This is a genomic window from Variovorax guangxiensis, assembly GCF_003952165.1.
Lineage (GTDB): Bacteria > Pseudomonadota > Gammaproteobacteria > Burkholderiales > Burkholderiaceae_C > Variovorax > Variovorax guangxiensis.
Genome location: NZ_RXFT01000020.1, coordinates 90,783 through 113,917, shown reverse-complemented (window position 1 = coordinate 113,917; position 23,135 = coordinate 90,783). Strand labels below are relative to the sequence as shown.

The following is a 23,135-nucleotide window of genomic DNA, read 5'->3' as shown; positions in this document are numbered from 1 at the left end:
AATCCTTGAAAGAGCAGTCCCGTGTATTGGTTTTATGTCTGCATCCGGTTGCTGGTTCGCCCCGCACGGGAACAGGGCGGCACCGGATCGCAGACAAGAAGGGCCATGCACTGCATGACCCGACGTTCTTGAAAAGCTTACTTGGCGCGAGCGGCCACGATGGCTTCGGCAACGTTGCGCGGAGCTTCAGCGTAGTGCTTGAACTCCATCGTGTACGTTGCACGGCCTTGCGACATCGAGCGCAGCGTGGTCGAGTAGCCGAACATTTCCGACAGCGGCACTTCTGCCTTGATGGCCTTGCCGCCACCGACCATGTCGTCCATGCCCTGCACCATGCCGCGGCGGGACGACAGGTCGCCCATCACGTTGCCGGCGTAGTCTTCAGGCGTTTCCACTTCCACGGCCATCATCGGCTCGAGGATCACGGGGTTGGCCTTGCGGGCACCTTCCTTGAAGCCGAAGATCGCGGCCATCTTGAACGCCATTTCGTTCGAGTCCACGTCGTGGTACGAACCGAAGTGCAGCGTGACCTTGACGTCCACGACGGGGTAGCCCGCCAGCACGCCCTGGCCCAGCGCTTCCACAATGCCCTTCTCGACCGCGGGGATGTATTCGCGAGGAACCACACCGCCCTTGATGGCGTCGACGAACTCGAAGCCCTTGCCGGCTTCCTGGGGTTCGATCTTCAGCACCACGTGGCCGTACTGGCCCTTGCCGCCCGACTGGCGAACGAACTTGCCTTCGGCTTCCTCGACGGTCTTGCGGATCGTTTCGCGGTAGGCCACCTGCGGCTTGCCCACGTTGGCTTCCACGCCGAATTCGCGCTTCATGCGGTCCACGATGATTTCGAGGTGGAGCTCGCCCATGCCGCCGATGATGGTCTGGCCGGATTCTTCGTCGGTGTTGACGCGGAACGAGGGGTCTTCCTGCGCCAGGCGGCCCAGTGCGATACCCATCTTTTCCTGGTCGGCCTTGCTCTTCGGCTCCACGGCCTGGCGGATCACCGGCTCGGGGAAGTGCATGCGCTCGAGGGTCACGACGGCTTCCGGATCGCACAGCGTCTCGCCGGTGGTCACGTCCTTCAGGCCCACGCAGGCGGCGATGTCGCCGGCACGGATTTCGCTGACTTCCTCACGGTTGTTGGCGTGCATCTGCACGATACGGCCGATACGCTCCTTCTTGCCGCGCACCGGGTTGTAGACGCTGTCGCCCTTCGAGAGCACGCCCGAGTAAACGCGCACGAAGGTCAGCTGGCCCACGAACGGGTCGGTCATCAGCTTGAATGCCAGGGCCGAGAACTTCTCGTTGTCGTCTGCCTTGCGGGTCGTGGGCGTTTCGTCTTCCGACACGCCAGCCACCGGCGGGATGTCCAGCGGCGAGGGCATGTATTCGACGACAGCGTCGAGCATGGCCTGCACGCCCTTGTTCTTGAAGGCCGAGCCGCACAGCATCGGCTGGATTTCGCCTGCGATGGTGCGCTGGCGCAGGGCCTTCTTGATCTCTTCCTCGCTCAGCTCGCCGCCTTCGAGGTACTTGTTCATCAGGTCTTCGCTGGCTTCGGCAGCCGCTTCGACGAGCTTTTCGCGGTATTCGTTGCAGACGTCGACCAGGTTGGCGGGAATGTCGCCGTACTGGAAGGTCACGCCCTTGTCCTCGTCCCAGATGATCGCCTTCATCTTCACGAGGTCGACGATGCCCTGGAAGTGCTCTTCGGCGCCGATCGGGATCTGGATCACGACGGGGTTGGCCTTCAGGCGGTCGATCATCATCTGACGAACGCGCAGGAAGTCGGCACCGGTACGGTCCATCTTGTTGACGAACGCGAGACGCGGAACCTTGTACTTGTTGGCCTGGCGCCAGACGGTTTCCGACTGGGGCTGCACGCCGCCGACGGCGTCGTACACCATCACGGCGCCGTCCAGCACGCGCATCGAGCGCTCGACTTCAATGGTGAAGTCCACGTGGCCGGGGGTGTCGATGATGTTGATGCGGTGTTCGTCGAACTTGCCGGCCATGCCCTTCCAGAAGCAGGTGGTGGCAGCCGAGGTGATGGTGATGCCGCGCTCTTGCTCTTGCTCCATCCAGTCCATCGTGGCGGCGCCGTCGTGCACTTCACCGATCTTGTGGTTCACACCGGTGTAGAACAGGATGCGTTCGGTCGTCGTGGTCTTGCCAGCGTCGATGTGCGCGGAGATGCCGATGTTGCGGTAGCGCTCGATGGGGGTCTTGCGGGACATGATTTACTTTCGGGTTAAATGCGTTGAGCGCTGGGCCTCGAGAACGGGCCTTGCACCCGTCACCCGACACCCAACGCCCAAGCGAAGTTTGGTTTTTAGAAGCGGAAGTGGCTGAATGCGCGGTTGGCTTCTGCCATGCGGTGCACTTCGTCGCGCTTCTTCATTGCGCCGCCACGGCCTTCCGTGGCTTCCATCAGTTCGTTGGCCAGACGCAGGGCCATCGACTTCTCACCGCGCTTGCGGGCGGCTTCCTTGATCCAGCGCATCGACAGGGCGAGGCGACGGACGGGGCGGACTTCAACCGGCACCTGGTAGTTCGCACCGCCGACGCGGCGCGACTTCACTTCGACCATCGGCTTCACGTTGTTGATGGCAACGGTGAACGCTTCGAGGGGGTCCTTGTCCGGGTTCTTCTTCTCGATGAAGTCGAGCGCGCCGTAGATGATGCGCTCGGCAACAGCCTTCTTGCCGCCTTCCATGATCACGTTCATGAATTTGGACAGCTCGACATTGCCGTACTTGGGATCCGGCAGGATTTCACGTTTGGGGACTTCGCGACGACGTGGCATTTTTCTAACCTCTTTGCTTCAGTTGGCGCCGTTTCCGGCACCGCGAGAGCCAGTCAGGACTCTCACTTACTCGACCCGACAGTGGGTCACTTCGTTCGATGTACCCGCCAAGGTAACCGAACACCGTTTGTTTTTGACGACAGGAAGACCTATCAGGCCTTCTTGGGACGCTTCGCGCCGTACTTGGAACGCGACTGCTTGCGGTCTTTCACGCCTTGCAGGTCGAGCGAACCGCGAACGATGTGGTAGCGAACACCGGGCAAGTCCTTCACACGACCGCCGCGGACCAGCACGACGCTGTGTTCCTGGAGGTTGTGGCCTTCGCCGCCGATGTAGGAAATGACTTCGAAGCCGTTGGTCAGGCGGACCTTGGCGACTTTACGCAGAGCCGAGTTCGGCTTCTTCGGCGTCGTGGTGTAGACGCGGGTGCAGACGCCGCGGCGTTGCGGCGAGTTCTGCATGGCAGGGCTCTTCGAATTGATCTTTTCGACCGTTCGACCCTGACGCACCAGTTGATTGATGGTTGGCATGAATTAAAAAGTCCCCAAAACGAGAAACGCCCGGCCCTGGCTGTGAAACCACCCTTGTCGTGACTCAAGGAGGCCGGGAATGACGAAAACGTGAAACCCTTCGGAAAATTCCGAAAAGCCCACGAGTATAGCAAAGGAGCCCCGAAACGGCAAAGTCGGCTGCCGCGGATGCCCGCCAGGAGCCCTTGCTCGGCTCTTTTCCCTACCCCGGCTTACTTGATCCAGAGGCGCAGGGCGTCCCAGGCGCGGCCGAGCACGCCGGCCTGCTCGACCGGCTCCAGGGCCACCAGCGGCACGTCGGCCAGGGGCTGGTCGTCCAGCGTGACCTTGAGCGAGCCGACCGCCTGGTACTTGGTGAACGGCGCCACGAGCGGGTCGGGGCGCGACACCTGGGTCTTGATCTTGTTGGCCGAGCCCGTCGGCACGGCCACCACGATCGGCTCGGGGCGGCCCAGCTTCAGGACGTTGGCCTTGCCCTTCCACACCGCCGGCGTGGCCGCCGGCTGGCCGCCGTCGAACAGGCGCACGGCGTCATAGGCCGTGTAGCCCCAGTTCAGCAGCTTCTGCGACTCGTTGGCGCGCACGGTCTCGCCCGTGGTGCCCAGCACGATCGACAGCAGGCGGCGTCCGCCCGTCAGGTTGGGAAAGTCGCGCTTTGCGGTGGCGATCATGCAGTAGCCGGCCGCTTCGGTATGGCCGGTCTTCAGGCCGTCGACGGTCGGATCGCGGAACAGCAGCAGGTTGCGGTTGGTGTCGTTGGTCGAGGGGGTGCCCGGGTAGCGGTACTTCTTGATGGCGTAGTACTTGGCTTCCTCGGGAAAATCGCGCACCAGGCGGGTCGCCAGGATGCTCAGGTCGCGGGCCGTGGTGGTGTGGCCGGGCGCCGTCAGGCCTTCGGGGTTCTTGTAGGTGGTGTTCTTCATGCCCAGCGCCTTGGCCTGGGCGTTCATCATTTCGACGAAATGCTCCACCGTGCCGCCCACGCCTTCAGCCAGCGCGACCGTGGCGTCGTTGCCCGACTGCACGATCAGCCCCTTGATCAGGTCTTCCACCGGCACCTGCATCTTGGGGTCGATGAACATGCGAGAGCCGGGCATCTTCCAGGCGCGGGGACTGACCGGCAGGGTCTGGGTCAGCGTGATCTTCTTGGCCCGCAGCGCGTCGAACACCACGTAGGCGGACATCAGCTTGGTGAGCGAGGCCGGCTCGACCGGGCTGTCGATGTCCTTCTGGGCCAGGATCTGGTTCGCGGTCACGTCCAGCAGCAGATAGCTGCGCGCGGCGATTTCAGGCGGCGCCGGCATCTGGGCGGCGGCGATCAGGCTGAAGGAGGCGGCGGCGGTAAAGACCAGCGTGCGGAGCACGCCAAGAAAACGGTTCATTGGGAGTTCGGAAAGAGACGAAAACAAGCCGAAGAGGCTTTCAAGCGATGTCCGCGCGCAGATGGCGGACGACCAGACCCTTGAGCAGCGGCAATTGTCCGTGAAAGAAATGACCGCCCCCGGGGATGACTGTGACAGGAAGTGACTGCGGCCGCGCCCAGTCCATCACGGCGGACAGCGCCACCGTGTCGTCGGCCTCGCCATGGACCACCAGCGTGCGCTCGTGCGCCTCCAAGGGCAGCGCCGCCACGTTGTTGCGCGCGGCGGCCGTGCCCACCAGCACGATCTGCCGGATCTCGCGCCCGGCCCACAGCTTCGCGACGGCACCGCTCGCGACGAAGGCGCCGAAGGAGAAGCCGGCGATCGCCACCGGTCCCTCGGGCGCGAGCTGGCCGACGACATCCAGCATGTCCTCCAGCTCGCCGCGCCCCTCGTCGTGCACGCCTTCGCTGGCACCCACGCCGCGGAAATTGAAGCGCACCGTGGTCCATCCGCTGGCGACGAAGGCACGCGCGAGCGTCTGCACCACTTTGTTGTCCATGGTGCCGCCGAACAGCGGATGCGGATGCGCGATGACCGCGATTCCGCGCGGGGTTCCGGCGGGCTGGTCGCGCTGCACCTCGATCGCGCCGGCGGCGCCCTGGAGGCTGATCTTTTCGGTCTGGGAATTCATTGGCGCAGGTACGAGCAGGGGGCCGGCGTAAAAGTTCAGCGTCCGACGTTCGGGGGCAGCAGCAGCCGCTCGACGACCTTGCCGTTCTTCAGGTGCGACTCGACGATCTCGTCGATGTCCTCGCTGTCGACGAAGGTGTACCAGACGGCCTCGGGGTACACCACGGCCACCGGCCCGCCCGCGCAGCGGTCGAGGCAGCCTGCCTTGTTGACGCGCACCTTGCCGGGCCCCGATAGCCCCTCCTCCTTGACCTTCGCCTTGCAGCGGTCGAAGCCTTCCTGAGCGTTGTGCATGGCGCAGGAGTCCTCGCCGTTCTTGCGCTCGTTCAGGCAGAAGAAGATGTGGCGGCCGTAGTAGCCGGACGGTGCGGCTGGGGTGGAACTGGGCATCGGCGGATTTTAGTGACCACCCTCGCTACCCTCGCTCCGGCCGAGCAATCCGCACACACTCAGCTCGTCGGAGCCGCTCCGGACCGCCCGCGGCGCGACAGGGCCGCCACCACGTAGACCATCACCGCATAGGGCCACACCCAGCCCAGCCACTGCGCCAGCCCGTGGAAGCGGATGAAGCGCCCCTGCTCCCACGTGGCCAGCGTCTGCGCGAAGTACGCGCTTTCGGGAGCCTGGTTCAGCAGGCTCAGCTGCAGCACCAGCCCCATCAGCAGCAGCGCCGCGCACAGGCGGCGCGGCGCGAACAGCAGCAGCACACCGGCGAAGAGCGCCGCCGCCATCCCGACCTGCACCGGCAGCCCGAGCCAGGCCCAGGCGTGCTCGGGCCCGTAGCTCAGCGCCGCCGAAAGCGCCGAGGCCGCAATGCCCGACAGCAGCGTCAGCGGCAGCAGCACCGCCCGCTGCACCACCGAGCGCGCCACCAGATAGCCCAGCAGGCAGGGCACCAGCGCGCCCAGCATCACGCACAGCAGCTCGACCGCCGGCACCAGCGGCTCGAGCTCGAACTGGCGCAGCGGCAGCCAGTCGATGAAGGGCGTGTCGAGCAGCCATTCGGAAATCGCAACCTCGAGCCGCTCGAACACCTGTCCCAGCCCGAAGGTGACGGCCGCCGGAAAGAGCAGCGCGAAGGGCCACAGCGCCAGCAGCACCAGCGCGCCGCGCGAATCCTCGGCGAACCACTGCGAGCGCGCGCGGCTCCAGTGCGCCACCGCACCCAGCCGCTCGAGCCCCGCCGCCAGCACGGCGCCGACGATCGCGCCCGCGGTGTTGAGCCCCAGGTCCACATTGGAAGGAATGCGCGCCGGCAGGTAGCTCTGCAGCGTCTCCATGGCGAAGGAAACCGCCGCTCCCGCCACGGTGGCGCGCAGCACCGCAGGCCATACCCCGGCGGCGCGCCCCGTGCGCAGCACCGCCAGGGCGCACAGGAAGCCGAAGGGCACGTAGCCCGCGACGTTGACCGCGAAGTCGAAGCCGGTCCAATATTTCGGCCAGGGCGCCGAGAGATACGCCCAGGGCGCGATTCCCTGGTCGCGCCAGTCGGCGAACGGATAAAGGCTGGCGTAGACGATCAGCGCCCCGTAGGCGAGCGCCAGCGGGAGCGCGGCTGACTTGTGCTGCGGCCGATCCACCGTGGGCATCGGTGCGCGGCTCAGAACGGCTTGACGACCACCAGGATCACGATGCCCAGCAGCAGCAGCACCGGCAGCTCGTTGAACCAGCGGAACCAGCGGTCGTTGCGCCGGTTCTCGCCGGCCGCGAAGCGGCGTAGCAGCACGCCGCAGCCGTGGTGATAGCCGATCACCACCAGCACCAGCGCCAGCTTGGCGTGCATCCAGCCGTTGCCCGGGCCGCGCCCGATGCCATAGCCCAGCCAGAGCCACAGGCCGAAACCGATCGCGGGAAACGCCAGGAAGGTCGTGAACCTCAGGAGCTTGCGCGCCATGAGCAGCAGGCGCTCGCGCTCGGCCACCGATTCGGGCGGAACCATCGCCAGGTTCACGAAGATCCGCGGCAGGTAGAACAGCCCCGCGAACCAGCTTGCAATGAAGACGATGTGTAGAGATTTGACCCAGAGCATGGCGGCAGTTTAGTGGCGCCCTCTCCGCGGCAAAGCCCTGTTTTGGGGCAGCCTACTCGTACGACAGGCAAAAAAAAGCCCGACGTCTTCACGTCGGGCTGGGAAGCCCTTTTGCTGTCACACATCAAGGCACCCGCTCAGGGAGGAAAAGCGGGGGGCGGCAAGCCGCCCGCGTCAGAATTTAACAAAGACGAAACAAGGTTTCAAGCGACTGCGCCACTTTCTTTGACATTTAAAGCAAAAAACTGAAAACCTTGGTTCTACTAATTTCCGTAGTTGTAGGACAACCGAACGCCCGTGCCGAGGAGTCGTAAACAGTCGCTTCAGGCACAATTTTGAATATATGACGTCATCATCTTCCCCCCTGGCCATGTTCCCCGCCGGGCGGCCGCGGCGCCTGCGCCGCGACGCTTTCACCCGTAACCTGGTGCGAGAGCACGCACTGACGGTCGACGATCTGATCTACCCGGTGTTCGTCCAGGAAGGCGAGAAGCGCCGTGATGCCGTCCCCTCGATGCCCGGCGTCGATCGCCTGAGCCTCGACCTGCTGCTGCCCGTGGCCGAGCAATGCGTGGCCGCCGGCATTCCGGTGATGGCGCTCTTCCCGGTGATCGACGCCAGCCTCAAGACGCCCGACGGCCGCGAGGCCTTCAATCCCGACGGGCTGATTCCCCGCGTGGTGGCGGCGCTGAAGGCGCGCTTTCCCGAACTGGGCGTGATGACCGACGTCGCCCTCGACCCCTACACCAGCCATGGCCAGGACGGTCTGCTCGACGACACCGGCTACATCCTCAACGACGCGACCGTCGAGGTGCTGGTGAAGCAGGCGCTCGCGCAGTCGCAAGCCGGCGTGGACATCGTGGCGCCCAGCGACATGATGGACGGCCGCATCGGCGCCATCCGCAACGCCCTCGAGGCCCGCGGCGACATCCACACGCGCATCATGGCCTACAGCGCCAAGTACGCCAGCGCCTTCTACGGCCCCTTCCGCGACGCGGTCGGCTCGGCCGCCACGCTCGGCAAGGGCAACAAGAAGGTCTACCAGATGGACCCGGGCAACAGCGACGAGGCCCTGCGCGAAGTCGCTATCGACATCGCCGAGGGCGCCGACATGGTGATGGTGAAGCCCGGCATGCCCTACCTTGACATCGTGCGCCGTGTGAAGGACCAGTTCCGCGTGCCCACCTTCGCTTACCAGGTGAGCGGCGAGTACGCGATGCTCAAGGCCGCCGCCCAGAACGGCTGGCTCGACCACGACGCCGTGGTGCTCGAAAGCCTGCTGGCCTTCAAGCGCGCCGGCGCCGACGGCGTGCTGACCTATTTCGCGCTCGACGCCGCGCGCCTGCTGCAGAAGTAACGGCGCGCCGGCAACCGGGCATGCGCATCTTCGAAATCAACCGGTCACAGGTCAGCGAGCACGCCGCGCTGGCGCCGCTGGCCGTGCCGGGCGCCTGCGGCGCCAGCGGCTACCTCTGGATCTCGCTCACGCGGGACGAATTCCGCGCCTCGCTGGCCGAGGTCCAGCAGATCCTGCAGACGCTGTGCCTCACGCAGCTGGTCGACCTGCATGTGGCCGACCTGCTCAACGACCAGTTGCCCTCGCACTACGACTACACCTCGCTGTACGACGTGCTGGTGTTCCGGCGGCTGGCCAACGGCCAGGGCCAGGCGGCGCTGGGAAACGGCAAAGGCAATGGCAACGAGGCGCCGCCTGCCCCGGTCTCAGCCACCGCGCCGCGCCAGCCCCGCAGCGGCCCGCCCGTGCTGCGCCGCGTCGACACCCGGCCGGTGGGCTTCGCCGTGTTCGACCGCGTCCTGCTGTCGGTGCACCCCGAGGATGGCGCGGTGCGCGACGCCTTCGCCGCCCGGCTGCTGGCCGCGGCCTCGGCCGACGGCGCCACCCCGGCGCTCGACGTGCGCGCCACCTCGGCCCGCCTGCCGACCAGCCCGTCGGACCTGATGCTGCGCGTGATCAACCAGATCGTCGACGGCTACCTCGACCTGCGGCGCGAGCTCACCAAGCAGCTCGACCACTGGCAGACCGAGCTGATCGACCCGCGCAGCCGCTTCACCAACTGGGGCGCGCTGATGGAGGCGCGCCAGTCGCTGCACCACCTGGACGAGATCTGCGAGGACCAGCGCGCCGCCATGCAGGACTGGATCGACTCGCTCGAAACGCTGCCCGTGCCCAAGGGCGAGACGGAGCAGCGCGAGCGGGAACTCATCATGATCCGCAGCCGGGACGTGCTCGAGCACATCGAGCGCGTGGTGCACCACGTGCACCGGCTGGAGCAGAACGCCGAGACGGCCGTGCAGATGCACTTCAGCGTCCAGGGCCACCGCGCCAACGACATCATGCGGGTGCTGACGGTGCTCACCGCCGTGTTCCTGCCGCTGAACCTCATCGCCGGCATCTTCGGCATGAACTTCGAATTCATCCCGCTGGTGCACAAGGCTGACGGCTTCTGGATCGCGATGACATCCATGCTGGTCATCGCCGTGCTGCTGGTCGTGATCTTCTGGCGCAAGCGCTACCTCGCCCGCACGCGCTGACACGCCGACGCTCCAGATCTGTCGCGCCAAAGAAAAGGGCCACGCTTTCGCGTGGCCCTTTTCGATTTCGACGACCCCAGCGGGGCCGCTTCTATTACTTGGCGACGGCGCCCGAACCTTGCTGTGCCTGAACGCGAGCGTCCATCGGGTGCTGCATGGTCGAGATGACCTTGCTGTTGACGCGCGAACCCGAGGTCACGTTCTGGTCGGGAGCGTAGGCGGTGCGAACGGCTTCGGCTTCGACGATCGAACGGTCCTTCGACACGGCAACCGTTTCCGCGCCGCGCGAACCGCGCACGACGTTCTGGTTCGGAGCAGCGGCGGTGCGCATGGCTTCGGCGTTGACTTCGTCGCGGCTCTTGGTCGAGACAGCGGTGTTCACGCCTTGGTAGGTTTCAGCCTGGGCGCCGGTAGCGGCGAGCAGGGCGAGGGCGGCGGCTGCGAGGATTTGCGAGGTCTTCATGGTCATTTCTCCTAGGGTGTTCTCTGGATGGTTCGTCCACCAGGCCTGCTGGTTCGCGAGCCTGTGCGGCGAGTTTCCGGGGGAACGGCGCTGCCAGAACACCCGGTTCAGAGACACCGTGTTTCCTCTATTGAAACAATGGCGACATGAAGGCATGCAAAGCAAAAAGCCGGGCCCGGTTTCGCACCGGCCCGGCCTTGCCCGAGAGGAGAAACTTCCGGCCTAGCGCCTGGCGCCCTGGAATTGCGGCGGCACTTCGCTGTTGACGAAGGCGCGGCGGTCCAGGTTCTGGTTCGGCGCGTGGGCGGCGGCCACGGCCTCGGCGCGAATCGATGCCCGGTCGAGCGAACTGGGCCGCGAGGTCAGGGGCGCGGCGACCACGTCGCCATAGACATTCCCGTCCCGCGCCGCGGCGTCGGCACCGGCGGCCACATCGCTGCGGCTGGTGACGGCCTTGAGCGGCTGCACCGGCTCGAAGCCCTGCGCCAGCGCGCCGGAGGCGGCAAAGAGCGACAAAAGGGCGGCGGCGACGATGTTCGGGGTCTTCATTTCAGTTCCTTCCAACGACCCAGCCAGGCTGGCGACGTCGGCGTGTAACGCAAGTGTCGCCCAAGCCAGCTAGGAAAAACCCGGGAGAATCGAACCATCGCGTTCCCAAAACGGAAACAATGGACCCATCCACATGGACAGTCTCGATCTGATCAGAACCTTCCGGGAGGTCGCCTCGCACGGCAGCTTCTCCCAGGCAGCCAAGAGGCTGGATATGTCGAAGGCCACCGTCAGCAAGTATGTGGCCGAGCTGGAAACCCGCTTCGGGGTGCGTCTTCTGAACCGCTCCACCCGCTCCGTAAGCCTCACCGACGCCGGCCAGCTGCTGCTGGAGCGCAGCACCCCAGTGCTGGAGATGGTCGAACTCACCCAGGCGGAACTGCAGGAGCGCGCCAGCCAGCCCGGCGGCCGGCTGCGCATCTCGGCCCCGCACGGCATGGGCAATGGCGAGTTCCCGAACCTGCTGGCCGACTTCATGCGCTACTACCCCGACGTGAGCATCAGCCTGCAGCTGACCAACCGCACCGTCGACCTCGCCGAGGAAGGCATCGACGTCGACATCCGCAGTGGCCCCGTGGAAGACGCCAACCTCATCGTGCGCAAGCTCCGGCTCATGGAAATGGTGGTTTGCGCCTCGCCCATCTACTGGAAGAAGCACGGCAAGCCCGAGCACCCGCGAGACCTGGCCAGCCACGAGGCCCTTACCCACTCGCTGCTCGGCGCGCAACCGGTATGGCGCTTCGACGACGGCGGCCAGCCTCTGGACGTGCACGTCAAGAGCCGCATGGACTGCACAGAGGGCGCGCCGCTGATCCGCGTCGCGATGCGCGGCTTCGGCGTGATCTACCTGCCCTCGATCCTCGTGCAGTCGCACATCGAGCATGGGGAGCTGGTGCCGGTGCTGCAGGGCTACACGCGCAAGGACATGTGGCTTTCGGCCGCGTACCTGCAGCGGCGCCACAACAGCGCCGCGCTGCGCGCGCTGCTCGATTTCCTGCAGACCCGCGTGGGCGACGGGCCCGGCCTGAAGCGCAAACCGTCCTGACAATGAAGGAAGCCCGGCATGCACCGGGCTTCCTTCATTCGCGAGAAGGCCTCAGCCGAGGTGCTTCGCAAAGAAGGCCAGCGTGCGCTCGCGCGCCAGCTTGGCCGCGTCGGCGTCGTACGAACCGCGCTGGTCGCAGTTGAAGCCGTGGCCCACCGGGTAGACGTGCACTTCCACTTCGGGATGCGCCTTCCTGAACGCCTCGACGGTGTCCAGCGGAATCCAGTGGTCCTGGTTGCCGAAGTGGGCCAGTACCGGCACCTTGGGCTGGCGTGCCGTTTCCTCCGGCGAGGTCATGCCTCCGCCGTAGTAGGGCACCGCCGCCGACAGGCCCGGCAGCAGCGCGCCAGGTCAGCAGGCCGCCCCAGCAGTAGCCGACGATGCCTACCTTGCCCGCCTTCGACGCATAGGCGATGGCAGCTTCGATGTCCTGCAGCACGCCCGGTGCCGGCAACGCCTCGACAGCCGTCTTCAGGCCGAAGCCGTTCTTCATGTCGTCTTCCGAGTAGCCCAGCTCCACGCCCGGCTTCACGCGCTGGAAGGTCGAAGGCGCCACGGCGAGGTAGCCCTCGGCCGCGTAGCCGTCGGCCACCGAGCGGATGTGCGAGTTCACGCCGAAGATTTCCTGCACCACGACCACCGCGCCGCGCGGCTTGCCCGACGGCTCGGCCACGTAGGCGGGAAAGCTCAGGCCGTCCTTGGCCTTGAGATCGATGAATTGACCCATGTTGTCTTGCTCCTTGATGGCATCCGAAGAAAAGAAGGGATGCCGGGGTTACGGGCGCAGCGCGCGCTCGACGAAGTCGAGACGGTCCTGCCCCCAGAAAATCTCGCCGTCGATCACGTAGCTGGGCGCGCCGAACACCTGGATGTCGATGGCCTCCTGCGTGTAGGCCTCGTAGCGCTCCTGCACCGCCTGGCTCTGCGACTGCTCGCCGCGCTTGGGCGAGAGCCCGCATTCGACCACCAGCGAGTCGAGCACCTTCGGGTCGCCGATGTTGCGCTCCTGCACCCACACGGCCTGGAACACCGCCGCGCACATGCGCATGGCGGCCTCGGTGCCGTCGTGCATGTCGACCGCGATGATGACGCGCGCCGCGTCGTCGCTGGCCACCGGGAAGAACTTCGGCTTGACGTTCAGCGGCAGCCCCAGGTGTTTCGAGTAGCGCGCCAGGTCGACCAGTCGGTAGGCTTGCCGCTGCGGCGCCCGCTTGCCCAGCGGCAGCCCGCCCGACACCGGGAACACGCTGCCCATGTCGATGGGCCGCACCCGTACCGTGGCGCCCGCGGCCGCGGCGATCGCCTCGAAGCGGGAATGCCCCAAGTAGGTCCACGGGCTCTGGGGTGCAAAGTAGTAGTCGATGGTCTTGCCGGTGCTCATGTGCATGCCCCGATGATGTAATCCAAGCCAGTCGTTTTAACTGACACGCAGTTTCTCTGCAGGAGGTAGGTTTTGGACCAGGTGCTATTGATCACGGGCGGCGGCCGCGGCATCGGCGCGGCCACTGCCCTGCTCGCCGCCAGCCGCGGCTACGCGGTGGCCGTCAACTACGCCACCAATTCACTGGCCGCCGACGAGGTGGTGCGCACCATCCGCGACGGCGGCGGCAACGCCATGGCCGTGCAGGCCGACGTGGGCGACGAGGCCCAGGTCATCGCCATGTTCCAGAAGGTCGACGCGCGCTTCGGCCGCCTCACCGCGCTGGTCAACAACGCAGGCGTGGTCGACCAGATGGCGCGCGTCGACGAGATGAGCGTCGCCCGGCTGGAGCGCATGTTCCGCATCAACGTGATCGGCAGCTTCGTCTGCGCGCGCGAGGCGGTGCGGCGCATGAGCACGCGCTATGGCGGCTCGGGCGGCGCCATCGTCAACATCTCCAGCGGCGCCGCGCGGCTGGGCTCGCCGGGCCAGTACGTCGACTACGCCGCCAGCAAGGGCGCCATCGACACCTTCACCATCGGCCTGGCCAAGGAAGTGGCGGAGGAAGGCATCCGCGTCAACGCGGTGCGCCCCGGCCTGATAGACACCGAGATCCACGCCTCCGGCGGCCTGCCCGACCGCGCCTTCGAGCTCGCGCCCACGGTGCCGATGAAGCGCACCGGCACCGCCGAGGAGATCGCCGGCGCCATCCTGTGGCTGCTGTCGCCCGAGGCGAGCTACACCACCACGGCCTTGCTCGACGTCACTGGAGGCCGTTGAGCATGAGCACGTCGATGGACCTGATCAAGCCGCTGGTCACGCTGGTGGCCATCGTCAACCCGCTGGCCATCGTGCCCTTCTTCATCCACTACACGCAGGGCTACAGCGACGCGCAGCGCCGCCACACGGTGCGCATGTCGGCATTCAGCGCCTTCGTGGTCATCGCGGTGAGCGCGCTGCTGGGGCTGCAACTGCTGTCCTTCTTCGGCATTTCCATCGCGAGCTTCCAGGTCGGCGGCGGGCTGCTGCTGCTCATGAGTTCGCTGTCGATGCTCAACGCCAAGCCGGCCGAGAGCAAGACCAACGTGGAGGAGCTGCGCGCCACCGAGGTGAAGGCGTCGATGGGCGCGTCGATCGCGGTGGTGCCGCTCACCATTCCGCTGCTCACCGGGCCGGCCACCATCTCCACCGTGGTGATCTACGCCGACAAGGCGCAGCACCTGTGGGAGCTCGCGATCCTGGTCGGCTACGGCGTGGTGGTGGCGCTGGCCACCGCCCTGGCCTTCTCGCTCGCGCAGCCGATCGCGCGCGTGCTGGGCAAGACCGGCATCAACATCATGACGCGGTTGATGGGCCTGATCCTCGCCGCGCTCGCGGTCGAGGTGATGGCCGACGGGCTCGGCAAGCTGTTCCCGATCCTGAACAAGCTCGGCTGAAAAGCCTGCGGCCGGTTCAGGCCAGCATCTTCTCGATGATCTTCCAGTGCGCCGGCTCCACAGGCGTGATCGACAGCCGGTTGCCCTTGCGCAGCACGATCAGGTCGGCCAGCTCGGGCCTGGCGCGCAGTTCGGGCAGCGCCAGCAGGCGCGTCTTGCGCAGCGCCTGCACGTCCACCAGCAGCCAGCGCGGATCGTCCTTCTTCGACGCCGCGTCGTAGTACGGCGACTTCGCGTCGAACTGCGTCGGATCGGGCTTGATGCCCGAGGCCACCCGCGCGATGCCGGCGATGCCCGGCTCCGGGCAGCTCGAGTGATAGAACAGCACGCCGTCGCCGACCTTCATGCCGTCGCGCATGAAGTTGCGTGCCTGATAGTTGCGCACGCCGGTCCAGGCCACGGTGGCATCGGGCGCGGCGAGCGCATCGTCGATCGAGACCTCGTCGGGCTCGGATTTCATCAACCAGTAATTGGGCATGGTGCCCGTTATGGTGTCACATAGTCCGAAACCACGACCCATTTCCCGTCTTTGATCTGCGACAGGCGCGACTGGTCGTTGCCCAGGCGCTTGGTGGCCGTGTAGTTGCTCTTCGGGCTGCCGAACATGTCGGGCTCGAAGGTCATGCTGTCCATGGCCTTGATGAAGCTGTCGGTCGTGAGGTTCGGGCCGGCCTTGGTGGCGGCCTTGATGAACGAGTCGATGATCACGTAGCCGTACACCGAGAACACCGTCGGGTCCTCGTTGAACTTGGTCTTGTACTTGTTGGCCCAGAAGCGCAGCGGCTGCGACTGCTCGTCGGTGTAGGGGTTCTGCACCGTCATGGTGGCGTAGACGCCGTCCATCGCCTTGCCGCCGAGCTTGTGGATCAGGTCGGTATAGGCCGCGCTGGAGCCCAGGAAGGTCGGGTTGAAGCCGGTCTTGCGCGCCTCGCCCACGGTGCCGATGGTCTCGCGGATGATGGTGCCGAGCACCACGAGGTCGCAGTTGGCGGCCTTCATCTTCGCGACCTGCGAGCTGAAGTCGGTGGCGCCGCGCTTGAACGATGTCTTCTCCGTCAGCTCCATGCCCGCCGCCTTCAGGCCCGCCTCGGCGCCGCGCTGCACCTCCAGGCCGAACTCGTCGTCCTGGTAGATTGTGCAGACCTTCTTGGCGCCCTTGTCCTTGATCATCTTCGGCAGCGCCAGCCGGATCTGGTCGTAGTAGGTGGCCGCGAACGAATACTTCAGGCGGTTGAGCGGCTCGTACATCTCGCGCGCCGCGGTGATGGGCATGTAGTTGATGACGTTCTTGTCGAACTGCACCGGCATCGCCGCCATGTTCTGCGCCGTGCCGATGTGGCCGGCCATGATGAAGATCTTCTCCTGGTTCACCAGCTTCTGAGCCGCCAGCACCGCCTTCTTCGGGTCGTAGCCCGAGTCCTCCACGAAGAGCTTGAGCTTGCGGCCGTTGACGTTGCCCTGCTCGTTGAGCTCGTCGACGCGCAGCTGCATCCCGTTGCGCGCCTGCTTGCCGAAGCCCGCAAGCGGACCCGACAGGTCCTGGATGGTGCCGATGCGGATCTCGTCCTTGCTCACGCCCTGCTGCTGCGCGGACGCGAGCGTCGCGGTCAGTCCCAGCACGGCCAGCGTCGTCAGTGTCTTGAGCTTCATGCGGTTGTCTCCTCGGGTTGGCGAAAAAAACGGATCTGCAATGCCGGTCAGCGGTACATGGCCTCGATGCGCTGCTCGTATTTCGTTTGCACCAGCTTGCGCTTGAGCTTCATCGTCGGCGTCAGCTCCTCGTCCTCGGCGCTGAGCTGCGTCTCCAGCAGAAAGAATTTCTTGATCTGCTCCACGCGCGCGAACTTGGCGTTGACGCGGTCGATCTCTCCCTGGATCAGGTCCTGCACTTCCTTGGCGCGCGTCAGGCTCTCGTAGTTGCTGAACGGCACGTCGTTGTCCTGCGCGAATTTCTCGACGTTCTCCTGGTCGATCATGACGATCACCGTGAGGTAGGGCCTCCTGTCGCCGATGACCACGGCATCGGTGATGTAGAGGCTGAACTTGAGTTCGTTCTCCAGCTCGCTGGGCGTCACGTTCTTCCCGCCCGCGGTGATGATGATGTCTTTCATGCGGTCGGTGATGCGGAAATACCCGTCCTCGTCCATCACGCCCACGTCGCCGGTGTGCAGCCAGCCGTCGGCGTCGATGGTCTCGGCTGTCTTCTCCGGCAGGTTGAGGTAGCCCATGAACACATTGGGGCCGCGCACCAGGATCTCGCCGGTGGACGGGTCGACGCGCACCTCGTTGTAACTGGTGGCCGGCCCGATCGAGCCCGGCTTGATGCGCGCGGCCGGCACGGCGGTGGAGGCGCCGCAGGATTCGGTCATGCCCCACACCTCCAGCATCGGCACGCCCAGCGCCAGGTACCACTTCACCAGCTCCGGCGAGATGGGCGCCGCGCCCGTTACCAGAAAGCGCGATCGGTGGATGCCGATGAGCTTGCGCGCGTTGTCCAGCGCCAGCGCGCGCGCCAGCCTGAACTTGAGCTTCAGCGCTGCCCCCACGGGCCGGCCGGCCAGCACGCGATCGGCGATCTCCCCGCCCACGCCGATGCTCCACTTGTAGGCCGCCTGCTGCAGCGGGCCGGCCTCCTTCAGCGCGATCATCACGCCCGAATAGAACTTCTCCCAAACGCGCGGCACCGCCGTGAACACGGTGGGCGCGATCTCGCGCACGTTCTCGGGCACTGTCTCCGGGTTCTCGACGAAATTGAGGATGGAGCCTGTGTACATCGCGAAATACTCGCCGCCCATGCGCTCGGCGATGTGGCACAGCGGCAGGAAACACATGCGCTCGTCCTTGTCGTCCTGCGCCACCAGCGTGTTGTAGCCGCGCGCGGTGTACACCAGCCCCGCGTGGCTGTGCATCGCGCCCTTGGGCTTGCCGGTGGTGCCCGAGGTGTAGACGAGGATGGCCAGGTCCTCCGGGCGGCAGGCCGCGACCGCGCGCTCCACCGCCTGCGGGTCGGCCGACAGGCGCTCGCGGCCGAGGGCACGCAGCGCGTCGAGGCTCATCACGCCGGCGTCGTCGAGCTCGCGCAGGCCCTCCATGTCGAACACGATCACGCGACGCAGCCCGGGCAGGCCGGCGCGCACCTCGAGCGCCTTGTCGAGCTGCTCGTCGTCCTCCACGAAGAGCACGGTGGTGCGCGAGTCCTCGCACAGGTAGTGCACCTGAGAGGCCGCGTCGGTCGGGTAGATGCCGTTGGACACTCCGCCGCAGCTGAGCACCGCCAGGTCGGCGAGCACCCATTCGATGACGGTGTTCGACAGGATCGACGCGCACTCGCCCGGCGCGAAGCCGATGGCCTGCAGCCCCGCCGCGATCTCGCGCACCGCGTCGGCGGTCTGGTGCCAGCTCCAGCTGCGCCAGATGCCGAGCTTCTTCTGCCGCATCCAGATGTTGTCGCCGCGCTGCTTCACCGCGTTCCAGAACATCGCCGGGATGGTGTCGCCGGGCACGACCACGTCGAGCTTGGGCGCGAAGGTGTTCAGGTCCCAGAGTCCTTGCTGCATGGCGCTACCTCCAGGTCTTCTTCTTTTTCCAGCGCCGCTCGCCGCGCACGCCGTCGTCCTTCATGCCGAGGTAGAACTCCTTGATGTCCTCCTTCTCTCGCAGGCGTTCGCAGGAGTCTTCCATCACGATGCGGCCGTTCTCCAGCACGTAGCCGTGGTCGGCGGCATTGAGCGCCATGTTGGCGTTCTGCTCCACCAGCAGGATCGTGGTGCCGCGCTCGCGGTTGATGCGCACCACGATCTCGAAGATCTCCTTCGTCAGCTTCGGGCTCAGGCCGAGGCTCGGCTCGTCCAGGAGGATGAGATGCGGCGCGGCCATGATGGCGCGCGAGATCGCCAGCATCTGCTGCTGCCCGCCCGACAGCAGGCCCGCGTCCTGCGCGGCCCGCTCGCGCAGGATCGGGAAGTAGGCGTAGACCGTCTCGATGTCCCGCGCCACGCCATCGCGGTCCTTGCGGGTGTAGGCGCCCATCAGCAGGTTGTCCTTCACCGACAGCAGCGGGAACACCTCACGCCCCTCGGGCACGTGGCTCAGCCCCTGCTGGACGATGTAGGCCGGGTCTTTCGCGGTGATGTCCGCGCCCTGGAACTCGATGCTGCCCTTGCGCGGATCGATGATTCCCGAGATGGTCTTCAGGATGGTCGTCTTGCCCGCGCCGTTCGAGCCGAGCACCGTCACGATCTCGCCCTTGCGGACCTTCAGGCTCACGCCCCTGATGGCCTTGATCGGGCCGTAGGCGCTCTCGACGTTCATCAGCTGGAGAACGATGTCGCTCATGTCCGCCCTCCACCACTCAGCCTAGCCCGGCGTGCGGCGCGGCGCGGCCGCCCCCTCTGTGCCGCCGAGGAGCGCAGCGTTTCGCGGACAAGGGCTCGCAGCTGTTTGAGCGAAGCGAGTTCTGCGAGACCCCGCGAAACGCGAGCACCGCAGGGGAGCCGCGAAGCGGCCGGCATAGTGGGGGCGGACGCGCCGTGCCGCACGCCGGGCGCCCCCCGAAAGGCAACGAACGAAGCATTCACGCCGCCACCCTCCTCAAGCTGCTCACATCGTCCACGGTCCCCAGATAGGCCTCGACAACACGAGGATCCGCCTGCACTTCCCCCGGCGAGCCAGTAGCCAGTACTTCCCCCTGGTTCATCGCCAGCACCCGATCGGAAACCTTGGAAACAAGAGACATGTCGTGCTCGACCATCAGCACCGACACCCCCAGCTCATGCTGAATGTCCTGGATCCAGAACGCCATGTCCGCCGTCTCCTCCACGTTGAGGCCGGAGGAAGGCTCGTCGAGCAGCAGCAGCTTGGGCTCGGTGCACAGCGCGCGCGCCAGTTCCACCACCTTGCGCACGCCGTAGGGCAGGCCCGCCACCATCGAGTCGCGATGGTGCTGAAGGTCCAGCAGGTCGATCACCTGCTCGGCCTTCTCGCGCGCCGCGATCTCCGCACGCCGCGTGGCCGGCGTGAAGAACACCTCGCTCCAGAAGCCCGTCTGCCGATGCGTGTGGCGACCGATCAGCAGGTTGTGCAGCACCGTCGCATGCTCGAACAGCTCGATGTTCTGGAAGGTGCGCGCAATGCCCAGCGCCGCGATGGCGTGCGGCGCCTGCTGCGTCAGCGCGAGTGGCCCGCCCGGCTCGCCATGCCACTCGATCGCGCCGGTGGTCGGCGTGTAGATGCGGCTGATGAGGTTGAACACCGTCGTCTTGCCCGCGCCGTTCGGCCCGATCAGCGTGAACACCTCGCCGCGCCGCACGTCGAAGCTCACCTTGTTGACCGCGAGCACGCCGCCGAAGCGCACGCTCAGCTCCTTGGCCGAAAGAAGAATGTCGCCGCCACTCATCTCAGACGATCCGACTTGGTGAAGGACTTCTGCCGCTTGAAAAGGCCCTTGCGGTAGAACGGAAAGAGCTGCAGCCAGGTGCGGATCTTCAGCCAGCGCCCGTACAGCCCCAGCGGCTCGAACAGCACGAAGGCGATCAGCACCAGCCCGTACACCAGCCCCTGCAGGCCCGGCGCCTGTCCGATGGCTTCCGGCAGCCAGTCCTTGCCGATGGAGATCAGCTGCGGCATCGCGATCAGGAAGATCGCGCCCAGGAAGGCGCCGTGCACCGAGCCCAGCCCGCCGATCACCACCATCAGCAGCAGGTCGATGGATTGAAGGATGCTGAACTGGTCCGGCGAGATGAAGCTCAGCTTGTGCGCATAGAGCGCGCCGCCCAGCCCGGCGAGCGCGGCCGAGATCGCAAAGGACATCGTCTTGTAGCGCGCCAGGTGGATGCCCATGCTCTGCGCCGAGATCTCCGAATCGCGGATGGCGACGAAGGCCCGCCCGGTCGGCGAACGCAGCAGGTTCAGGATGCCCAGCGTCGCCAGCACAGCCACCACCAGGCACAGGAAGTAGAAGCCCTCGCCCGAACCCAGCGACCAGCCGAAGAGCTGCGGCGACTTCACGTGCAGGCCGGCGTTGCCGCCCGTCATGCTCTCCCAGCGCGCGAACACCTCCTCGACGATGAAGCCGAAGGACAGCGTCGCGATGCCCAGGTAGATGCCCTTCACCCGCAGCGCCGGCAAGGCCACGACCACGCCCACCGCCGCCGACAGCGCAGCGGCGGCGACGAGTGCCAGCGGAAACGGCACGCCGATGTTCGTCAGCACACCCTGCGTGTACGCACCCGCGCCGAGAAACGCCGCGTGCCCGATGGAGAACTGCCCCGTGAAGCCCGCCAGCAGCATCAGCCCGAGGCCGACGATGCCGTAGATCAGCACGAAGGTCAGCTGCGCGAGCCAGTACTCGTCGATGATCCACGGCGCGGCGAGCAGGAAGGCCACCAGCAGGCCGTACCAGAACACATGGCCGCCGTGGCGGGCGAGGCGGATGTCCTGGTCGTAACTCGTTTTGAAGATGAAGCGCATGGGATGTTCAGACCTTCTTGCGCAGCTTCTCGCCGAACAGGCCGTTCGGCTTGATCATCAGCATCAGCAGCACCACGATGTACGGCGCCGTGTCCTTGAAACCGTCGGGCAGGTAGAAGCCCGCGAACGACTCGACGATGCCGATCACCAGCCCGCCGACGATCGCGCCCGGCAGGCTGCCGAAGCCGCCCACCACCGCCGCCGGAAAAGCCTTGAGCCCGATGAAGCCCATGTTCGCGTGCACGAAGGTGATGGGCGCCAGCAGCATGCCCGCGATGGCCGCCACCGCCGCCGCGAGCCCCCACACCAGCCCGTTGAGCCGCTTCACCGGAATGCCCATGTAGTAGGCCGCGAGCTGGTTCTGCGACGAGGCCTGCATCGCGATGCCCAGCTTGCTGTAGCGGAACATCGCGAACAGCAGGCCGCACAGGATGGCGGTGGCCACGATGATCACGAACTGCTCCAGGTTCACCACCAGCTCGCCCAGCTTCCAGATCTGGTCCTTGTAGGGCACGGCCAGCGTGTGCGTCTCGGTGCCGATGCCCGGCACCATGGTGACGAGCCCGCGCGCCACGTAGGCGATGCCGATGGTCAGCATCACGATGGAAAACTGCGGCTGCCCGAGGATCGGCCGGATCACCACCAGTTCCAGCAGCACGCCGAAGGCCGCCATCGCCACCACCGCGAGGATGGCCGCGAGCCAGAACGGCATGCCGAACAGCGACATGCCCGCGAACGCGCCGAAGGCACCGAGCATCATCAGGTCGCCCTGCGCGAAGCTCACCGTCTCGGTGGCCTTGTAGATGAGCACGAAGCCCAGCGCGATCAGGCCGTAGATGCAGCCTTGCGCAATGCCCGACAGCAGCAGCTGGAGAATCTGCATGGACTCTGTTCCGCCGCGTTCATTGCCGGGTGAAGCCGCCGCTGCCGCCGGCCGCGTCGTGCAGCACGAGGCGGCGCGAGCCGGCCACGATGTCGCTGGGCTTGAGGCCGTAGACCTGGCGGATCGAATGGCTGAAGTGCGTGGAGTCGGGGTAGCCGGTGTCGAGCGCGATGTCGGTCAGCGTGCTGCTCTGGCGCACGTAGCGCAGCAGGCTGCGCGCGCGCTTCCAGGCCCGGAAGGCGCGGAAGGCCATGCCGGTCTCCTGCTTGAACAGGTGCAGGAAACGCGAGAACGACAAGTGCACCGAAGCCGCCCACTCCTCCGCGGAGGCCGGCGAGGCCGGGTCGGCGTTGATGGCGTCGGCCACCTTGCGGATGCGCGCGTCGAGCGCGCGCTGCGCGAGCGGCTCGCCGAAGAACATGGTGTCGAAGTCGAAGCCCTCGAAGTTCATGCCGCGCGCCGAGGCCGCGAGCAGGTTCGCATGGGCATCGCGCACGCGCTGCACGAAGGCCGGCGCCTCCACCGGGCCGCAGTGCTGCAGGAAAGCCGGCATGCGCGCGGGGTCGACCGATTCCGACTCGATCAGCAGATTGAAGATCAGCGGATGCGCGGTCTCCACCTCGTGCGGCACGTGCGGCGGCACCACGATGAACTCGCCGCTCATCCAGGCCCCGCCGCCGATGCGGATGCGCGTGGGCGGCGCGCCGGCGGGCGACACGTACACGCCGTGCCCGCCCATCGTGCGCTCGGCAGCCGCACCGAGCAAGCCGGCGTAGAACACGCGATGCGGCGTGAGCCACATCAGGCGTTCGCCTTGCCTCTCGGCACCGCGCGCGGGCGGCGTCGTCCTCGTTCGCTGCATGGTGCTTGTCTCCTGCATCGGTGGACTGCCGCTTCGT

The 23,135-nt window shown here is 66.3% G+C and carries 24 protein-coding genes and 1 pseudogene; 5 read left to right on the top strand and 20 right to left on the bottom strand.

Annotated features, from left to right (window positions below; all coding sequences use genetic code 11):
• Positions 1–137 precede the first annotated feature (137 nt).
• The 8 genes from fusA to EJP67_RS30825 all read right to left on the bottom strand — a co-directional run bounded on the left by fusA (position 138) and on the right by EJP67_RS30825 (position 7,419).
• Complete coding sequence (gene fusA / locus EJP67_RS30860) at positions 138–2,237, bottom strand: elongation factor G (protein WP_126025518.1); 2,100 nt, start codon at positions 2,235–2,237, stop codon at positions 138–140.
• 95 nt (positions 2,238–2,332) lie between these two features.
• Positions 2,333–2,806 carry a 30S ribosomal protein S7 gene (gene rpsG / locus EJP67_RS30855; RefSeq protein WP_007829591.1) on the bottom strand — a complete coding sequence of 158 codons (474 nt, stop codon included), beginning with the start codon at positions 2,804–2,806 and terminating at the stop codon, positions 2,333–2,335.
• 152 nt (positions 2,807–2,958) lie between these two features.
• Complete coding sequence (gene rpsL, locus EJP67_RS30850) at positions 2,959–3,336, bottom strand: 30S ribosomal protein S12 (protein WP_013543948.1); 378 nt, start codon at positions 3,334–3,336, stop codon at positions 2,959–2,961.
• Between the two features lie 212 nt (positions 3,337–3,548).
• Positions 3,549–4,718: a D-alanyl-D-alanine carboxypeptidase family protein gene (locus tag EJP67_RS30845; RefSeq protein WP_126025517.1), complete on the bottom strand. Its 1,170-nt coding sequence runs from the start codon at positions 4,716–4,718 to the stop codon at positions 3,549–3,551.
• Positions 4,719–4,758: 40 nt separating this feature from the next.
• Positions 4,759–5,391: an alpha/beta hydrolase gene (locus EJP67_RS30840; protein ID WP_126025516.1), complete on the bottom strand. Its 633-nt coding sequence runs from the start codon at positions 5,389–5,391 to the stop codon at positions 4,759–4,761.
• Positions 5,392–5,426: 35 nt separating this feature from the next.
• Positions 5,427–5,780 carry a (2Fe-2S) ferredoxin domain-containing protein gene (locus EJP67_RS30835; protein WP_126025515.1) on the bottom strand — a complete coding sequence of 118 codons (354 nt, stop codon included), beginning with the start codon at positions 5,778–5,780 and terminating at the stop codon, positions 5,427–5,429.
• A 59-nt stretch (positions 5,781–5,839) separates the two neighbouring features.
• Positions 5,840–6,979 carry a VanZ family protein gene (locus EJP67_RS30830; RefSeq protein WP_126025514.1) on the bottom strand — a complete coding sequence of 380 codons (1,140 nt, stop codon included), beginning with the start codon at positions 6,977–6,979 and terminating at the stop codon, positions 5,840–5,842.
• A gap of 11 nt (positions 6,980–6,990) precedes the next feature.
• A complete protein-coding gene (locus tag EJP67_RS30825) occupies positions 6,991–7,419 on the bottom strand; it encodes a CopD family protein (RefSeq protein ID WP_126025513.1) in 429 nt (142 codons plus the stop codon).
• A gap of 343 nt (positions 7,420–7,762) precedes the next feature.
• Here EJP67_RS30825 and hemB point away from each other — a divergent pair, with 343 nt between their 5' ends.
• Both hemB and EJP67_RS30815 read left to right on the top strand, forming a co-directional pair.
• Positions 7,763–8,776, top strand: a complete 1,014-nt coding sequence (gene hemB, locus EJP67_RS30820) for a porphobilinogen synthase (protein ID WP_240650835.1) — start codon at positions 7,763–7,765, stop codon at positions 8,774–8,776.
• Between the two features lie 20 nt (positions 8,777–8,796).
• Positions 8,797–9,972 carry a magnesium transporter CorA family protein gene (locus EJP67_RS30815; RefSeq protein ID WP_126025512.1) on the top strand — a complete coding sequence of 392 codons (1,176 nt, stop codon included), beginning with the start codon at positions 8,797–8,799 and terminating at the stop codon, positions 9,970–9,972.
• Between the two features lie 94 nt (positions 9,973–10,066).
• On the opposite strand, the gene EJP67_RS30810 is transcribed toward EJP67_RS30815, so the two are convergent.
• A complete protein-coding gene (locus EJP67_RS30810; protein WP_126025511.1) occupies positions 10,067–10,435 on the bottom strand; it encodes a DUF4148 domain-containing protein in 369 nt (122 codons plus the stop codon).
• A gap of 222 nt (positions 10,436–10,657) precedes the next feature.
• On the bottom strand, positions 10,658–10,984 hold the full coding sequence (locus EJP67_RS30805) for an alpha/beta hydrolase (RefSeq protein WP_126025510.1): 327 nt from the start codon (positions 10,982–10,984) through the stop codon (positions 10,658–10,660).
• Positions 10,985–11,117: 133 nt separating this feature from the next.
• On the opposite strand from EJP67_RS30805, the gene EJP67_RS30800 reads away from it, so the two are divergent.
• On the top strand, positions 11,118–12,029 hold the full coding sequence (locus EJP67_RS30800) for a LysR family transcriptional regulator (protein ID WP_126025509.1): 912 nt from the start codon (positions 11,118–11,120) through the stop codon (positions 12,027–12,029).
• Between the two features lie 51 nt (positions 12,030–12,080).
• Here the strand turns inward: EJP67_RS30800 and EJP67_RS30795 are convergent.
• Together EJP67_RS30795 and EJP67_RS30790 are read right to left on the bottom strand one after the other, a co-directional pair.
• Positions 12,081–12,756 (bottom strand): annotated as a pseudogene (locus tag EJP67_RS30795) (dienelactone hydrolase family protein).
• 48 nt (positions 12,757–12,804) lie between these two features.
• Positions 12,805–13,410 carry a 2-hydroxychromene-2-carboxylate isomerase gene (locus EJP67_RS30790; RefSeq protein WP_126025508.1) on the bottom strand — a complete coding sequence of 202 codons (606 nt, stop codon included), beginning with the start codon at positions 13,408–13,410 and terminating at the stop codon, positions 12,805–12,807.
• 72 nt (positions 13,411–13,482) lie between these two features.
• Here EJP67_RS30790 and EJP67_RS30785 point away from each other — a divergent pair, with 72 nt between their 5' ends.
• Together EJP67_RS30785 and EJP67_RS30780 are read left to right on the top strand one after the other, a co-directional pair.
• Entirely contained in the window at positions 13,483–14,229 is a 747-nt protein-coding gene (locus EJP67_RS30785; RefSeq protein WP_126025507.1) for an SDR family oxidoreductase, read from the top strand.
• A gap of 2 nt (positions 14,230–14,231) precedes the next feature.
• Positions 14,232–14,885, top strand: a complete 654-nt coding sequence (locus tag EJP67_RS30780) for a MarC family protein (RefSeq protein ID WP_019657800.1) — start codon at positions 14,232–14,234, stop codon at positions 14,883–14,885.
• 16 nt (positions 14,886–14,901) lie between these two features.
• Here EJP67_RS30780 and EJP67_RS30775 read toward each other — a convergent pair whose 3' ends face one another.
• From EJP67_RS30775 to EJP67_RS30740, 8 genes are all read right to left on the bottom strand, one after another.
• Positions 14,902–15,363, bottom strand: a complete 462-nt coding sequence (locus EJP67_RS30775) for an EVE domain-containing protein (RefSeq protein ID WP_126025506.1) — start codon at positions 15,361–15,363, stop codon at positions 14,902–14,904.
• A gap of 8 nt (positions 15,364–15,371) precedes the next feature.
• Positions 15,372–16,535, bottom strand: a complete 1,164-nt coding sequence (locus EJP67_RS30770) for an ABC transporter substrate-binding protein (protein ID WP_126025505.1) — start codon at positions 16,533–16,535, stop codon at positions 15,372–15,374.
• Between the two features lie 47 nt (positions 16,536–16,582).
• Positions 16,583–18,442, bottom strand: coding sequence for an AMP-dependent synthetase/ligase (locus tag EJP67_RS30765; protein ID WP_126025504.1), 1,860 nt, complete (start codon positions 18,440–18,442; stop codon positions 16,583–16,585).
• A 4-nt stretch (positions 18,443–18,446) separates the two neighbouring features.
• On the bottom strand, positions 18,447–19,220 hold the full coding sequence (locus EJP67_RS30760; RefSeq protein WP_126025503.1) for an ABC transporter ATP-binding protein: 774 nt from the start codon (positions 19,218–19,220) through the stop codon (positions 18,447–18,449).
• Positions 19,221–19,458: 238 nt separating this feature from the next.
• A complete protein-coding gene (locus tag EJP67_RS30755) occupies positions 19,459–20,280 on the bottom strand; it encodes an ABC transporter ATP-binding protein (RefSeq protein ID WP_126025502.1) in 822 nt (273 codons plus the stop codon).
• The gene (locus tag EJP67_RS30750) at positions 20,277–21,353 is read right to left on the bottom strand and encodes a branched-chain amino acid ABC transporter permease (protein WP_126025501.1); all 1,077 of its coding nucleotides are present in this window, start codon (positions 21,351–21,353) and stop codon (positions 20,277–20,279) included. The genes EJP67_RS30755 and EJP67_RS30750 overlap by 4 nt, the downstream gene beginning before the upstream one ends.
• 7 nt (positions 21,354–21,360) lie before the next feature.
• Positions 21,361–22,236: a branched-chain amino acid ABC transporter permease gene (locus EJP67_RS30745; RefSeq protein ID WP_019657793.1), complete on the bottom strand. Its 876-nt coding sequence runs from the start codon at positions 22,234–22,236 to the stop codon at positions 21,361–21,363.
• Positions 22,237–22,255: 19 nt separating this feature from the next.
• Positions 22,256–23,098, bottom strand: a complete 843-nt coding sequence (locus EJP67_RS30740) for a helix-turn-helix domain-containing protein (RefSeq protein ID WP_126025500.1) — start codon at positions 23,096–23,098, stop codon at positions 22,256–22,258.
• Between the last annotated feature and the right edge of the window lie 37 nt (positions 23,099–23,135).

Coding starts and splice junctions, on each gene's coding strand:
- fusA (WP_126025518.1), bottom strand. CDS start 2,237: ATGTCCCGCAAGACCCCCATCGAGCGCTACCGCAACATCGGCATCTCC.
- rpsG (WP_007829591.1), bottom strand. CDS start 2,806: ATGCCACGTCGTCGCGAAGTCCCCAAACGTGAAATCCTGCCGGATCCC.
- rpsL (WP_013543948.1), bottom strand. CDS start 3,336: ATGCCAACCATCAATCAACTGGTGCGTCAGGGTCGAACGGTCGAAAAG.
- EJP67_RS30845 (WP_126025517.1), bottom strand. CDS start 4,718: ATGAACCGTTTTCTTGGCGTGCTCCGCACGCTGGTCTTTACCGCCGCC.
- EJP67_RS30840 (WP_126025516.1), bottom strand. CDS start 5,391: ATGAATTCCCAGACCGAAAAGATCAGCCTCCAGGGCGCCGCCGGCGCG.
- EJP67_RS30835 (WP_126025515.1), bottom strand. CDS start 5,780: ATGCCCAGTTCCACCCCAGCCGCACCGTCCGGCTACTACGGCCGCCAC.
- EJP67_RS30830 (WP_126025514.1), bottom strand. CDS start 6,979: ATGCCCACGGTGGATCGGCCGCAGCACAAGTCAGCCGCGCTCCCGCTG.
- EJP67_RS30825 (WP_126025513.1), bottom strand. CDS start 7,419: ATGCTCTGGGTCAAATCTCTACACATCGTCTTCATTGCAAGCTGGTTC.
- hemB (WP_240650835.1), top strand. CDS start 7,763: ATGACGTCATCATCTTCCCCCCTGGCCATGTTCCCCGCCGGGCGGCCG.
- EJP67_RS30815 (WP_126025512.1), top strand. CDS start 8,797: ATGCGCATCTTCGAAATCAACCGGTCACAGGTCAGCGAGCACGCCGCG.
- EJP67_RS30810 (WP_126025511.1), bottom strand. CDS start 10,435: ATGAAGACCTCGCAAATCCTCGCAGCCGCCGCCCTCGCCCTGCTCGCC.
- EJP67_RS30805 (WP_126025510.1), bottom strand. CDS start 10,984: ATGAAGACCCCGAACATCGTCGCCGCCGCCCTTTTGTCGCTCTTTGCC.
- EJP67_RS30800 (WP_126025509.1), top strand. CDS start 11,118: ATGGACAGTCTCGATCTGATCAGAACCTTCCGGGAGGTCGCCTCGCAC.
- EJP67_RS30790 (WP_126025508.1), bottom strand. CDS start 13,410: ATGAGCACCGGCAAGACCATCGACTACTACTTTGCACCCCAGAGCCCG.
- EJP67_RS30780 (WP_019657800.1), top strand. CDS start 14,232: ATGAGCACGTCGATGGACCTGATCAAGCCGCTGGTCACGCTGGTGGCC.
- EJP67_RS30775 (WP_126025506.1), bottom strand. CDS start 15,363: ATGCCCAATTACTGGTTGATGAAATCCGAGCCCGACGAGGTCTCGATC.
- EJP67_RS30770 (WP_126025505.1), bottom strand. CDS start 16,535: ATGAAGCTCAAGACACTGACGACGCTGGCCGTGCTGGGACTGACCGCG.
- EJP67_RS30765 (WP_126025504.1), bottom strand. CDS start 18,442: ATGCAGCAAGGACTCTGGGACCTGAACACCTTCGCGCCCAAGCTCGAC.
- EJP67_RS30760 (WP_126025503.1), bottom strand. CDS start 19,220: ATGAGCGACATCGTTCTCCAGCTGATGAACGTCGAGAGCGCCTACGGC.
- EJP67_RS30755 (WP_126025502.1), bottom strand. CDS start 20,280: ATGAGTGGCGGCGACATTCTTCTTTCGGCCAAGGAGCTGAGCGTGCGC.
- EJP67_RS30750 (WP_126025501.1), bottom strand. CDS start 21,353: ATGCGCTTCATCTTCAAAACGAGTTACGACCAGGACATCCGCCTCGCC.
- EJP67_RS30745 (WP_019657793.1), bottom strand. CDS start 22,236: ATGCAGATTCTCCAGCTGCTGCTGTCGGGCATTGCGCAAGGCTGCATC.
- EJP67_RS30740 (WP_126025500.1), bottom strand. CDS start 23,098: ATGCAGCGAACGAGGACGACGCCGCCCGCGCGCGGTGCCGAGAGGCAA.